Source organism: Chitinophaga niastensis, assembly GCF_003014755.1.
Taxonomy (GTDB): Bacteria; Bacteroidota; Bacteroidia; order Chitinophagales; family Chitinophagaceae; genus Chitinophaga; species Chitinophaga niastensis.
The window spans coordinates 208842-222859 of sequence record NZ_PYAW01000003.1; the positions used below are offsets into that span (position 1 = coordinate 208842).

Annotated in this window: 10 protein-coding genes; 3 read left to right on the plus strand and 7 right to left on the minus strand. The window is 43.7% G+C overall.

The genetic code is table 11. The annotated features are described in order from the left end of the window. Positions 1 to 76 precede the first annotated feature (76 nt). The 3 genes from CLV51_RS15575 (at position 77) to CLV51_RS15585 (ending at position 6929) form a co-directional block, all read left to right on the plus strand. On the plus strand, positions 77 to 3433 hold the full coding sequence (locus CLV51_RS15575) for a TonB-dependent receptor (RefSeq protein ID WP_245898763.1): 3357 nt from the start codon (positions 77 to 79) through the stop codon (positions 3431 to 3433). A gap of 20 nt (positions 3434 to 3453) precedes the next feature. Continuing rightward, positions 3454 to 4968, plus strand: a complete 1515-nt coding sequence (locus tag CLV51_RS15580) for a RagB/SusD family nutrient uptake outer membrane protein (RefSeq protein WP_106528994.1) — start codon at positions 3454 to 3456, stop codon at positions 4966 to 4968. A gap of 131 nt (positions 4969 to 5099) precedes the next feature. Next, on the plus strand, positions 5100 to 6929 hold the full coding sequence (locus CLV51_RS15585; protein WP_106528995.1) for an alkaline phosphatase: 1830 nt from the start codon (positions 5100 to 5102) through the stop codon (positions 6927 to 6929). A 241-nt stretch (positions 6930 to 7170) separates the two neighbouring features. Here the strand turns inward: CLV51_RS15585 and CLV51_RS15590 are convergent, their stop codons facing one another. The 7 genes from CLV51_RS15590 to CLV51_RS15620 all read right to left on the minus strand — a co-directional run bounded on the left by CLV51_RS15590 (position 7171) and on the right by CLV51_RS15620 (position 14015). Then, positions 7171 to 7875 carry an NUDIX hydrolase gene (locus CLV51_RS15590; protein ID WP_106528996.1) on the minus strand — a complete coding sequence of 235 codons (705 nt, stop codon included), beginning with the start codon at positions 7873 to 7875 and terminating at the stop codon, positions 7171 to 7173. 81 nt (positions 7876 to 7956) lie between these two features. Further along, entirely contained in the window at positions 7957 to 8622 is a 666-nt protein-coding gene (locus CLV51_RS15595) for an HAD family hydrolase (protein ID WP_245898765.1), read from the minus strand. Positions 8623 to 8720: 98 nt separating this feature from the next. Beyond that, on the minus strand, positions 8721 to 9530 hold the full coding sequence (budA, locus tag CLV51_RS15600) for an acetolactate decarboxylase (RefSeq protein ID WP_106528997.1): 810 nt from the start codon (positions 9528 to 9530) through the stop codon (positions 8721 to 8723). Between the two features lie 132 nt (positions 9531 to 9662). Then, complete coding sequence (locus CLV51_RS15605; protein WP_106528998.1) at positions 9663 to 10169, minus strand: hypothetical protein; 507 nt, start codon at positions 10167 to 10169, stop codon at positions 9663 to 9665. A gap of 28 nt (positions 10170 to 10197) precedes the next feature. Further along, entirely contained in the window at positions 10198 to 11370 is a 1173-nt protein-coding gene (locus CLV51_RS15610; protein ID WP_245898767.1) for a peroxiredoxin family protein, read from the minus strand. 27 nt (positions 11371 to 11397) lie between these two features. Then, on the minus strand, positions 11398 to 12600 hold the full coding sequence (locus CLV51_RS15615; protein ID WP_106528999.1) for a TlpA disulfide reductase family protein: 1203 nt from the start codon (positions 12598 to 12600) through the stop codon (positions 11398 to 11400). A 29-nt stretch (positions 12601 to 12629) separates the two neighbouring features. Further along, positions 12630 to 14015, minus strand: a complete 1386-nt coding sequence (locus CLV51_RS15620) for a RagB/SusD family nutrient uptake outer membrane protein (protein ID WP_106529000.1) — start codon at positions 14013 to 14015, stop codon at positions 12630 to 12632. Between the last annotated feature and the right edge of the window lie 3 nt (positions 14016 to 14018).

Consider the following 14018-nt stretch of genomic DNA (forward strand, 5'->3'; position numbering starts at 1 on the left):
AACAAGCCATTTATTTTTAATACCAATAACTATGCAATCAAATTTGCTACATCACTTCAGGTATCCAAAAAAAAGGATGAAGCCGCTGCTCGTGCTTTTGCTGGCAGCCGCACCATTTGCAGAAAGCTATTCTGCTTTCAGCCAGGCACTCAAACATATTGTGCCGGGTATGGAAGTTAAAAGAGGTAGTCTTACCGCTGCTATCAGTACGCTTGAAAAGAAAGGAGCCGTAAAAATCTCTTTCGATCAACAGGCCATTGCTAACTTACAGGTAGAAAAAAATGCCTGGAAGAATGAAACAGTATCGCATATCTTATCCGATCTGTTAAACAATACCGGACTGCAATTTGAAGAAAGACAAAACACGATCCTCATCTACCCTGCGGGTACTATCGCTCCTGTAAATGCAACAAGACAGGAACGCCAGGTTACCGGTAAGGTTAGTGATGCCAGTGGTCCGTTGATTGGCGCTGTAGTAGCGATCAAAGGAACTACCAAAGGCGGCATGACAGATACCAAAGGTAATTTCTCTATCAGCATCAACACCACCGGGGATATCCTGTTGAGCGTTTCCATGATTGGTTACAAAACACTGGAAGTTCCTTATACCGGAACGCCTGTGAATGTTACCCTGGAAATGAGCAGCAAAGAGCTGAGCCAGGTACTCGTGGTAGGTTATGGTACACAAAGTAAAACAAAGATCACCGGTGCTATTACCGATGTAAAACTGGATAAATTATCTTCCCGCTCTGTGAACAGTGTGGAAGACGCGTTACAGGGTAAAGCACCTGGCGTAGTGGTACAAAATCAGGGTGGTGATCCTACCTCTGCTCCCAAAGTATCTATCCGTGGTATAGGTGGCATCAATGGTGAAAACCCACTGTATGTAGTAGATGGTACTATTTATAATGGCCTGATCAACCCTGCCGATATTGAATCTATTTCTGTACTTAAAGATGGTGCAGCAGCTATTTACGGCGCCAGAGCTTCCGGTGGTGTGGTACTTATCACTACCAAAAAAGGGAAAGAGGGAAAAATGACGGTTAACATGGATGCCAAGTATGGCGCTCAGGAAGCGTGGAAAACATTGCCGGTGCTGAATGCAGCAGAGTTTAACGCTGTGATGAACCAGGCAGCTGACAATTCCGGGCAGCCAAGAAATGATGCCTATGATGCCACCAAGAACCCTGATGGAGCTATTACACGCACTAACTGGGTGAATGACATTCTCCGTAAAGGAAAAATACAGGAATATAATATTGATGTTGCCGGTGGTAATGATAAATCAAAATACTTTATGGGCTTCGGTTATCGTAAGCAGGAAGGTATTCTGATCAACACCTACAATGAAAGATATAACTTCCGTCTTAATTCAGATCATCAGTTCAAACCATGGCTGAAGATTGGTGAGAACCTGTCCTATGCCTATTCCAACGGGAACGGCGCCAATACAACCAGCGCCTACACAGGAGCACTGCTCACTGCTATGTATTATACGCCCAGTGTTACACCTTATCAGCCAGACGGTTCTTTCAGCGGATTACCACTGTCCTTTGCAGGTGCTTATGGTGATGTAATTAATCCTGTTGCTTATTTACAAAGACTGGACAACAAAACGCCTAAAAGTTTTTTACTCATCAATCCTTATGTAGAAATAAAACTACCGGCCAACCTGTTATTCAGATCCAACCTGGCGATTAATAAAATATTTGAGAATAATAAGGAGTTTAGCTCCCGTGTACTGGAGATAGGAAAAATATTTGATTACAATAGTCTCAAATTGTACAACAGCAACACAAATGATCTGCTGGCAGAACAGACATTGACCTACGATAAACAATTGGAAGATCACCATTTTAATGCAATAGGTGGTTACAGCTACCAGCGCACACAACGGGACTTTTTCCAACTGTTGGTAACAGGTTTTAATGATGAGCGAAATGGATACCGTTATCCGCAGAATTCCAGCAACTATGATCCAAACAACACAAATGGTGGAAAAGATGTACAGGCAATGGAATCTTTCTTTGCCCGTGTTAACTACGATTACAAGGCAAAATACCTGTTATCCTTATTGGGCCGTCGTGATGGTACTTCCTTAGTGGCTCCCCAAAACCGCAATCAGTTTTATTATTCTGCTTCTGCCGGTTGGGTAATGACAAGCGAACAATTTGTTAAAAACTGGAATATAGAAGACATCCTGAGCTTCCTGAAATTCCGTGGCAGCTATGGTAAACTGGGCAACCTTGGCTCTTTAACATCCGACGCGGTAAACCCGGCACTGATGCCTACCAGCTCATACATGGGACAAACACCCAAAATTGCAAGCGGCTTTGCACAAAGAGCGCTGGCGAATCCAAACTTAACCTGGGCAGAATCCAATCAGCTGAACATTGGTATGGATGCAGGTCTTCTCAACAATCGCCTCTACCTGGTAGCTGATTATTTTGTTAAGAACACCAATAAAATGTTGCGCCAGAAACCTCCTTTGAGCACAGATGGTGTGCCTGACGGTACCTGGATGAACGTGGGTAATGTAAGAGACAATGGTATTGAATTAGGATTAACCTATAACAGTAAAACTACCAGCGATTTTCAATACAGTGTGAGTGCTAACTTTGCCACTGTTACCAACAAACTGGTATCGCTTGGATTAGGAGATAAGGTACTGTCTACTTCTGATATTAACATCAGAAGCTCTATCACACCTATACGTACAGAAGAAGGACATCCGCTGTATTCCTACTATCTCGTAAAAACCGCTGGTATTTTCCAGTCACAAAAAGAGATAGATGATTATACCTGGACCAACCCTCAAACAGGTGTTACCACTAAAATACAGCCTAACGCCAAACCTGGTGACATTAAATTTATCGACGCCAATCATGATGGTAAGATCAATAATGCCGACCGTCAGTTTATGGGAACTCCATTTCCGAAATTCACTTATGGATTCAGCTTTAATGCCAGTTACAAAGGTTTTGATATCAACGTATTTGCACAAGGTGTATATGGCAACAAATTATTTAATGGCGTGAAATATACCGGGCTGGCTCCATTAGTTACCGGACAGGGATACAACCTGCTGGCAGACGTAAAAAATGCCTGGACACCGGAAAATACCAATACCAGCATTCCACGTGTAGCACTGGGTGATGCCAATGGTAACTTTGGTACTACTTCCGACTGGTACCTGGAAAATGGTTCTTATCTGCGTATTAAAAACGTAACACTGGGTTATACCTTACCTGATGCACTGGCCAAACGTGCTGGTCTGAATAAATTACGTGTATACATTACCGGTAACAACCTGCTCACCTTTACCAAATACAGTGGTATGGATCCTGAAGTAGGTACAGATACCTACGGTATTGATCTGGGCCGCTATCCACAGGCCAGAGGCTTCCTGGTAGGACTGAATGTGAATTTCTAAAACAATCAAGCGCACAAGAAATGAAAAAGATCATAAACACACTTACCATTATAGCGGGCATGGCTGTTATTAGTGCCTGCAACAAAAAGCTGGATGTAGTTCCCGAAGGATCTCCCACTTTAGCTAACTTCTGGAAAACGGATAAAGATGTAACCAGTGGTATAAATGCAGCTTACCAGCCTTTTGATGATGAAAACTTTTACGGCCGCGGATGTTTCTGGTTTATCGACGCCAGTGATGACATGGTGGTTGGCCGTGGAAAACCAGAAGCAGAAAACATCAAAAATTTCAACCCTTCCTTTATAGGTGGCAGTTATACCGAAGGTCAGTGGTCGCTGCGCTACTATGTGATAAAGCGCGCCAATGATATCCTTCGCTACGCACCTGCGATCAAGATGGATGCAGCGTTAAAGCAACGTTACATGGGAGAAGCTTACTTTTTAAGTGGCCTCATGTACTTTCAGCTGGCGTATAACTATGGTGATGATCGCGCCGGAGTACCCATTGTAAACAAATACAATCCTACTCCTGGTGAAGTAGTACCAAGGGCAAAGAATGTAAGCGAGAACTATGATTCAGTGATATCTGACCTGAAGCATGCAGCACAGTTGTTGCCTTACTTCGATACTTACAAACCGGAAGATTATGGTCATGCGCACAAAGCAGCAGCATTCGCCTATATCGCCAAAGCATATCTCTACAAAAAAGATTATGCCAATGCAGCAAGTTATGCCGATTCAGTTATCCTGAGTGGTAAAAACAAACTGCTGGATAATTTTGCAGATGTATTTACCATTGCTAATAACTGGACCGGAGAATATATCTGGTCTGCCTACAGCACTGCTGCCGGCACCGGTGGCTGGGGTAGTATCCTGCCTGGTGTAATGCTGGAAAACACTGGCTGGGGCAAGTACAATGGCTGGGGATATTATATGCCTACCAAAGAACTATATGACGAATATGAGGCGGGAGATATCAGAAGAGAAGCATCTATTCTGAAGCCAGGTGATAAAGTGAAGTACTTTGGCGACACTATTGTATACAACTCCAAAAACAGTAAATCCGGTTACCAGTTCCGTAAATACATGGAGCCATTCGGTTATGCCAGTCCAATTGGTACTTATCTGAGTCCCAGTGGTGACCACCCTACTACCGCTTTAAATCCGCCATTGATCCGCTTTGCAGAAGTACTGTTGATCAAAGCTGAAGCGCTGCTGATGCAGGGGCAAAATGCTGATAAAGAAATCAACCAGGTGCGCCACCGTGCCGGACTTGCTCCGCTCACCAATGCTACCATGGTAAACCTGAAGCATGAAAGAAGATGTGAACTGGCAGGCGAATGGGCCGACCGTCATCGTGATCTCGTAAGATGGGGAGATGCACAGGCTGCCTATGCAAAACCATTGCACGGCGTTACCGGCGCGCAAATATGGCCTGCCCGTACTTTTGATCCTGCAGTAAACCATGTATGGCCTGTTCCGCAACGCGAAATTGATGCCAGCGGAGGAAGAATCGCTCAAAACCAGGGCTGGTAAAAGTTACAGGGAATATTTTATACAAAAAAGAAAATTACGAATTACGAATTGCAAATTACGGATCGAAGCGATCTTCGCTTATAACCGTAATTCGCAATTTGTAATTCGTAATTCTTTTCAACTACTATATAATGAAAAAGATCTTTCTGATATTATCAGGTGCGCTGCTGGCAACTAACGTACACGCACAAACGAAACAATATACTATTGCACAGGCACATTCTCATAACGACTATGAACGGGCTACTCCTTTCTATGCCGCTGCTGCCCTGCACTTCGGCTCTATTGAAGCTGATATCCACCTGAAAGACGGCGTGCTGTATGTAGCCCACGATACCAAAGATATACAGTCCTTCCGTACTTTTAAGGAGATGTACCTGCAACCTGTTTTACGGCAGTTTGAGATGAATAACGGTAAAGCATATACGGACGGTACCCCGATGCAATTACTCATAGATATCAAAACGGAAGCCAATCCTACCCTGCAGGCATTACAGGAATTGTTGCTGCCTTATCGCCGGTATTTTGACCGCAGCGTAAACCCCGAGGCAGTGAAGATTGTACTATCCGGTAATATCCCTGAAGTGGCGGACTGGCCAAAATATGATTCGCTTTTCTTTTTTGATGCCAAAGCAGACAGCGTATATCCGGCTACGTTACATCAGCGGATAGCCATGATGAGTACAAACTTTCAGAACTACAGTCACTGGAATGGGAAAGGAACCTTGGTGCCGGCCGAACTGGAAAAAGTAACACAGGTCATCAACCGCGCACACCAGCAGGGATTTCCCTTCCGCTTCTGGGGTGCGCCGTCTGCCAAAACATGTTACTACAAATTGATGGACCTGGGTGTAGACTGGATAGGTACAGATCATCCGGAAGAGCTGTATGATGTGCTGCACAATACCGCCAAAACCACTGCTGCCAACCTTCCTGTACATGCTGTATATACACCATCATATGTATCGGATGCCACACAGGTGCGTTCTAAAAATGTGATCCTGATGATAGGCGATGGTACCGGTTTGGCGGAAATGTTTGCCGGATATACCGCTAACAAAGGCGCGCTCAACATCTTCCGGATGAAACAACTGGGCTTATCCAAAACCCAGTCTACCGATAATTACCATACCGATTCTGCTGCCGGCGGATCTGCCATGGGCACGGGTACCAAAACCCACAACCGGGCTATAGGATTGGACAATACCTATGTGGCCATTCCTGTACTCCCTGAAATACTGGCGTCTAAAGGCATTCAGAGCGGTGTAATTGTTACGGAAGAAATTACCGGTGCTACCCCTGCTTCTTTTTATGGCCATACGGCCGACAGAGACAGTACCTATACCCTTGAGAAACAATTGCTCAACAGCAAGCTGCAACTGGCTGTTGGCGGCGGAAAAGAAGAGCTGAATAATAATCTGGGGGCACAACTGGCGGCCTCCGGTATACAGATCTATGACAACCTGGATAACTGGAACGCCACTACGAAAAACCGTACACTGGTTATCCTCAGCAATAAAGTAGTTACTTCCATGCGTGCTGGTCGTGGTAGCTACCTGAAACAAGCCTTGAAAAAAGCTTTGCAGCAGCTGAATGCTTCCGGCAAAGGTTTCTTTTTAATGGTAGAAGGCTCCCGCATTGATCATGGCGGTCATATGAACGATCTGGATTACCTGGTGCGTGAAATGCTGGACTTCGATGAAGCTGTGGGAGAAGCCCTCCGCTTTGCTGATCAGGACAAACAAACCACTGTTATTGTAACCGCCGACCACGAAACCAGCGGTTTGGCACTGATGGATGGCAACATTGCTGCGGGTGAATTACGCGGACACTTTGCCACCAACGACCATACCGGCATTCCGGTGATGGTATTCGCCTATGGCCCTAACTCCGGTTTATTCCGTGGGGTGTATGAGAATAATGAGATATTTAAGAAGATGCTGCAATGCTTTAAAATGTAAAAAAAGGCCTTCGGCCTTTGTCTTTTCTTTAGCAGGATTTTGATGATTAATCTTGATTTTTCTGATTTCAGTTTCTTTTAAAAGATATTTTTATCGTTTAATAATATGCTTTTAGAAAATCAGAAAGGATATTGATTAGAAAGAACTGAAATCAGAAAAATCAAGATTAATCATCAAAATCCTGCTAAAGAAAAGACAAAGGCCGAAGGCCTTCCCTCCTCTGCACAGCTCCGATTCGTAATTACTTCAAATTCCCCGGATCTGTTACAAAATTCAGGAAGGCATTAAACTTGGCGTTGTACTTACGTTTATCGAGTTTATAGTAGAAAGCACCACGTTTTGAGCTCAGCTTATCCTTATCTTTCTGTTTAATGAGCAGCCCGGTGGACAAGACTTTGCGGCTGAAGTTACGTTTATCAAAAGTTACATCGTATACGGCTTCATACAACAGTTGCAGTTGCGGAATCGTAAATTTCAATGGCAACAGCTCAAATAAAATAGGGTGTATAGCTGCTTTATAGCGCAATTTTTCCTGGGCCATCTTCACCATTTGGGAATGGTCGAAAATGAGGCCTGGCAACTTGTTCAGAGAAATCCATTCTGCATGGTATTCCTCATTCAACTGTATCTTGTATTGATTAATGTCTATCAGGGTAAAGTAAGTAATGGATACTGTGCGTTCCACTGTATCGCGGCCGGATTCACCAAAGGCAAACAGCTGTTCCATGTAAACCCCTTCCAGACCTGTAAGTTTGTGTAATACGCGGGCAGCTGCTGTTTCAAAGCCTTCATTGGCCTGAACAAATCCGCCCATCAGGCTCCATTTATTTTTCAGCGGCTCAAATCCGCGTTTTATTAACAGCAACTTCAGCTCTTCCCCATCAAAGCCGAAAATGATGCAATCAACTGCCACCAGCATTCTTGATTGGCCCGAATAACGTGTCATACCAGCATGTATTTATAATAACCCGGCAATTTAGGCTACCCTATTGACATTAGGAAATTATATTAACATCTCTGCTGGCGGTTATGCAAACAGATGTTGCAACACCGGATCAGTATAATCTGCTACAAATGCTTTGATATTATTGTATTGGGCGAACTCCTCCCGTGTATGCATGGTAGTTAGTACCACTGCCTCCATACCCGCATTCATGGCTGCTTCTACTCCTTTGGGGGCATCCTCAAATACAATACAATCTGCCGGTTTCACACCCAGTGCAGCCGCACATTTCAGGAATACTTCCGGATCAGGTTTACTGCTTGCCACATCATCGGCACTTACTACGGCCTGGAGGTAATGACGCAGGTGCAGGTTGTCCAACACAAAATTGATATTAAAAGTATTGGCAGCGGAGCCTATAGCCATGGGGATGTGTGCGGCGGCAGCCTGTTCCAGGAATGCCGGAAGTCCTGCTATCAGTTCCAGGTGAGGCCTGAAAGCCTCCTGGTACAGCACTTCCTTTTCGTGCGCAATATCATGCATCTGTTCTAAAGTGAAATGATCTTTGCCGAAGATACGTACCAGTAGTTCCTCATTTTTACCATACATATGGCTCTTTACTACGTCCCGGTTAAGATTAGCGCCCAGCTTGTTATTCAGCATATTATACCAACCGTCCAGGTGGTATTCCATGTCGTTGATCATGGTGCCGTTCAGGTCAAAAATGAATGCTTTATGCTGTTGCATCATAAGGCCGTTTTTTGTAAGGCGCAAAGATAACAATTTAAAAAATTGGAGCAGCCATTTAAGGGCTGCTCCGGGGGAATGTATGATAAAGGGTAGTAAGCTTACTTTTTAGCGCCGTTTTCAACGCTCCGCAATTCTTCTTTACGGTCTTTCTGAAAATCGAATTGTTTGAACTCATTGGAATCAGGAAGCACCATGGCATAGTGGTTGAGCGTATTAATCTCTATGGTGGCATCTTTAATGACAAAATCGATGATATGTCCGCCGGCATCTTTTTTATCTGCTAAAAAATGAAAATGATAGCCGTGTATGCTTAATGCTTCCAGGTACAGTGGCAAACGATACCCTATCAGGTCGCCATCAATATGCTCAAAAGTAAAAAAATGTTGTTTGTCGAGCATCTCAGCCAGCGGCTGGTATGGTTTTGCAGGAGAAGGGAAAGCCCTGGTTTTAAGCGTTTCAAAAGTGCCTTTTATATGAATAGCATAAATTCCGTTTTTATTTTCCAGCAGGCTGTCCAGGTATTTGTATAATTCAGTTCTGGTTATTGTGTGCGACAAGCGGATCACCCTATCTGCATGAAAAAAATTAACAAAAGCGAGCGAAGTGCTGCCTGTGTCTTTTACTTCAAAAGTTTTACCGGTATACTGGGTTTGATATATTTTGCCATTCAGCATCACCATTTCTCCATCCAGTTTATCAGGCGCACCAAGACCAAAATCCCCATGCTGTTTCAACGAATCATAAGTATAACAGGCATTATACAACCCACCTATGAAAGCGCTGGCTACGCCCGCCTGGAACAGTGTTTGAGTATTAGGGGCCGGTTTGTTATTTTTTTTCTGTGCCTGTAAAGACAGACCGGGAATTAATAATCCTGATAGCAAAAAGTAGAATAATAATGTTTTCATGGGGACAAAATTACTATTTTACTTGTCTTTTTTTCAGGATTTCATTTTCATTCATGGGTTATTAACTTTTGCCTATCCTGGTTAATTATCACCCCAACCCTTCTTGCCAGGAAGGATTGGGATGGTGTTCATCTATTCCAACATTTTTTTCAACCCTGTTTCATAACTGGCTATTTCTGCAGAAAGAGAATCTACCAAAGGCTTGCGGGCATTTTTATCTCCCTCCAGCATAATGCTCCATCTAACCACCGTGGTATCTTCCTTATCCGGTGAGGACTCTACCAGCGCTGTTACTGTAGCGTGGGTAATGCCTGCCGGCAAAGGAGATACTATACTGAAAACAAAAAACTTGTAAGACTCATGCACCTGATCAATGATATCTTTGCGTTTTCTATTATCCGTGAAAGTAATATCACGATAACGGGTTTCATTTACAGTAGTGATCTGCACGTCTTTTATGGTACCATTAGCATACTCTTTTACCTGCGGCAGATCGCGGATAACACGCCATATTTTTACCGGTGAACTCTTAATAAATGTGTCATGCGTATAATCAGGAATGATTTTTTTCGCAGCCTGCATTTGGGCCATAGCAGCAGTACTACAGCAGATTAACAACAGTGTGAATATTCTTTTCATAACATTTTTTAATTACAGGTTATCCGATCTATTTCCCAAAAATTTCTTCCAGCTTTTTACTGAGTTCTTCACCACGCAGGTTCACAGCCAGAATTTTACCATCCTTATCAATTAAAAAATTGCTGGGTACAGCGCGGATATTGTATTCCTGTGCTACTACATTCTTCCAGCCTTTGAGGTCACTCACATGTGCCCATGTGAGTCCATCATCTTTAATGGCTTTTACCCAGGCATCTTTTTTATCATCCAATGATACACCGAGTATTTCCAATCCTTTGTTGTGGTACTTTTCGTAGTTATCCAATACATTCGGATTTTCTGCACGGCAAGGTCCGCACCAGCTGGCCCAGAAATCCAACAGTACATATTTACCACGATAATCAGAGAGTTTTACCGCTTTACCTTCTACATTTTTTTGCGAGAAGTCCATCGCTGCTACACCGATGGCGGTTTTCTTAGCAATGGCTTCGGCCTTTGCCATATCTACTTTTTTACTTTTTGCCTCTTCCAGCCATGGGTAAGCTTTTGATAATCTGTTTACTTCTGCCAGTATCAGGTCTTTATCTCTCCTGGGGCTCAGGAAATCCAGGGCGTACATCAGCACCGGTGTATGCTGATTCATTTTTATAATCAGCTTAACACGTTGCTCCATGTCATCATAGAGCCAATTCATATGTTCTCCCAGCAAACGTTCCAGCATTGTATCTTTCGCCAGCGAAGCCCTGTATTGCAGCTGCCCTGTCTCGATCATCGCCTGGTAATTACGGTAATTGATAAAATTGATATCATTGACCAGGTTGTTCTCCTGGCTGCCTTCAATAAATACATAAGGCGGATTTTTTATTTTCATGGCAGCAGTATCTTCTCCACGAAAATCAATTTTCAGGTTATCCTTGCCGGCCCAGATGGTGAGCCTGTCTTCCTCAAATTCATTCAGTATATAAAACTGCGGGCGCGTGGCATCTATTTTAATGCTGTAAGTACCATCTGCTTTCAGGTGAATGGTGTCAATGGTTACACGGTCATCGCCTACCTGTTTTTGCACCCGGAAAGGGAATTTCTGTTGTTGATCTGCCGATGGCGGAAATTTTATTTTACCACTTACTGTAATAAATTTCTTTGCCTGCTGCGCGTTGGCAGATGTACTGATACCAGCCATCAGTAATAGCATACAAGCCAAAGCGTTTTGAACTTTTTTCATCTGATCGTTTATTTTTTAAAAAGATAATTATTGAATGGGGAGCATGGGTATGGATTCTGTTGCTTTCATCTCTGTTGGTGCAGGCTTTTCGGCTACCTTTACTTTACCGCCAAACAGGGAGGCCAGCTTCTTATCAATTTCGCTGCTGCCATCGGTATTAGGGCCTACTTCTTTCAGGAGGATAGTCCCATCCGGGCTAATCAGGTAAACAGTAGGCACACCGGTGATAGCAAAGCCGCTGCCGGAAATATTGATATTGTCAAGGCCCTGTTTCCACGGATTATTTTCTTTTGCTACTGCCTTCAGCCAATCTGCTTTGCTTTTATCAATAGAGATGCTGTAGATCTCGAAATTCTTATCCTTGTACTGCTCAAACATTTCACGCATATGCGGGAACGATTGACGGCAAGGTCCGCACCAGCTGGCCCAGAAGTCGATCATTACATATTTACCTTTGAAACTGTCAAAAGAAAAAGCCTGATCTTTTTCATCCGGCAGCGTAAAGGTTTTTATTTTTTTGCCGACAGCTGAATTCTTCATGCCCTGGCCAAATTCATGAAACTCTTTTGCTTCTTTGGTTTGTTGCATTTCTTTAGATAAGGAAGCGTATAGTCGTTCCTGTTGTTCCACACTCATCATTTCACGCGCTTCTCCCAAACTAAATACAGACGCATAGGAATTGGGATGGTCCTTTACCAGCTTTTGCAGGGTCGGCACCATGTACTTTTGTTGTAATGCTTTTTGTTTCTTTTCAAATGTTTCATGGCGCGGATCATTCTCCTCCATCCAAGGTTTACCAAATTCTTTTTCTAATTCGCCACTGATATATTTCCAGGCGTCTGATTTTTCTTTACCATATGCCAGTAATAATTCTACTGCTTCAGAACCTTTTACCTCAGAGGCGCTCAGCCCTTTTTTAATATCGGTGGTAACCGTATAGGTAGTGGGTTTATCCATTAAAATACCAAAAGGCGAATACATTTGTTGCTCTGCCAGTATGTATTCCGGCAATAACATCAGGAATACCGGCTCCTGAAAAGGGATGGTAAAAGTATAATGCCCATTGGTAATGACAGCCGTGTCATTGTAGGTACGGGAATAAATATACATTTTATTATGCCCCTTCAGGTCACCTGTTATGGTGCCCTGTAACACAATCTGGCGCTGTGTTTGCGCATAGCTGCCCATACAGAGCAATACACCTGAAATTACAGTGATGATTTTTCTCATTTCCGTTTATTTGATTTTTGATATTGTGATTAATAGCCTGGGTTCTGTTTAATTTCTCCCTGCGTGATATCTATTTCATGTTGTGGTATTGGCATCGCGAAGTGTGCTGCCGGCAAATCCGGATTGGGTTGTTTGCCTGTGCGGATGGCATCGTAACGGGCAAATCCTTCGAAGGCAAGCTCCCACCTGCGTTCCTGCAGGATCCTGTCTATCAGTGCTGTTGGGTTTGCAAAGTCGGTTGCCGTATATACATGTGGTACACCTTTTTTCGTATAGGCGCGGGCGTATACCTGGTTCAGCAGATCAATTGAAGTACTGTTAACCCCTTTGGTACGTGCCAGTGCCTCTGCCAAAGTGAGCATCACTTCCGGCAAACGGATCAGGATAACATTGTCGCGAATATTCTGGTCTGTGAATTTCCGCATCACCGGCCTATAGGATAACATCAGGCTGTCTGCGCGTTCATCGCCGTTTCCATAGGAAGCAACAAATGCCGGTAGTGGCTGATTGAAGCCGTATACATAATAGATACCATTGTTATCATTATATTTGGAGCTTTTGTTAAAACTCTCCGGGAAAGCAAATAAAATTTCTGCGCTGAGTGGGTATTGGCCGGGGCTCAGTGTATAATTATCGGGCCATAATGTCCAGAATGATGGCTGCAAACTATACACATTCCCGCTCATAGCTGCCTGTGCATAAGTCACCGCCTTATCATACTGTTGCATATATAAACAGATCCTGGCAGCCAATGCATTAGCGGCACCTCTGGTAGCCCTGCTACCCTGGCTCAACGCGTCTCCGCGCGATACCGGCAGGTCCGGAATAGCTTCGTTCAGGTCTTTTAATAATTGCGTATAAACTTGTCCGTTAGTAGATCTTGCTATGTTCTGTGAGCCATTATACCCATCAAAAGGTGCGAGTCTTAACGGCACGCCCATATTATCCATTTTACCCTGCAAAGCGCCATCACCATAGAGTTGCAATAACGCCAGGAAACAATAAGCCCGTATAAATTTTGCCTCAGCGATAAAAACAGCCTGTTTTTGTTTGTCGAACTGCGCGTATTTTGGTAATTGACCAATGATGAGATTACATTGATTAATGGCAACATACGGCTTCGACCACAGTTCATAGTAACTGTTATCCCGTGCTTCTATGGCCCCTTTTACCAGGGCGCTATAGTAAGTGGCCGCTATACCTCCGGTGATGTCCCCTAACTGGTAATTATTACCGGCACAGGCATCCATCATGCGTAAATAAGTATCCGCCAGGTAACCTTCGGTGGTTTGTTCACTCTTTAATAACGCCGATTCTACCATAGTACCCTCCGGCTTCAGCTCCAGTTGCTTATTGCAGGCACACAGCGCCAGCAACAGTGTAAACAAGCCTATATGGAATCTGTATTTTTTCATATC

Coding starts and splice junctions, on each gene's coding strand:
- CLV51_RS15575 (WP_245898763.1), top strand. CDS start 77: ATGAAGCCGCTGCTCGTGCTTTTGCTGGCAGCCGCACCATTTGCAGAA.
- CLV51_RS15610 (WP_245898767.1), bottom strand. CDS start 11,370: ATGAAAAAAGTTCAAAACGCTTTGGCTTGTATGCTATTACTGATGGCT.
- CLV51_RS15595 (WP_245898765.1), bottom strand. CDS start 8,622: ATGATGCAACAGCATAAAGCATTCATTTTTGACCTGAACGGCACCATG.
- CLV51_RS15605 (WP_106528998.1), bottom strand. CDS start 10,169: ATGAAAAGAATATTCACACTGTTGTTAATCTGCTGTAGTACTGCTGCT.
- CLV51_RS15585 (WP_106528995.1), top strand. CDS start 5,100: ATGAAAAAGATCTTTCTGATATTATCAGGTGCGCTGCTGGCAACTAAC.
- budA (WP_106528997.1), bottom strand. CDS start 9,530: ATGAAAACATTATTATTCTACTTTTTGCTATCAGGATTATTAATTCCC.
- CLV51_RS15620 (WP_106529000.1), bottom strand. CDS start 14,015: ATGAAAAAATACAGATTCCATATAGGCTTGTTTACACTGTTGCTGGCG.
- CLV51_RS15615 (WP_106528999.1), bottom strand. CDS start 12,600: ATGAGAAAAATCATCACTGTAATTTCAGGTGTATTGCTCTGTATGGGC.
- CLV51_RS15580 (WP_106528994.1), top strand. CDS start 3,454: ATGAAAAAGATCATAAACACACTTACCATTATAGCGGGCATGGCTGTT.
- CLV51_RS15590 (WP_106528996.1), bottom strand. CDS start 7,875: ATGACACGTTATTCGGGCCAATCAAGAATGCTGGTGGCAGTTGATTGC.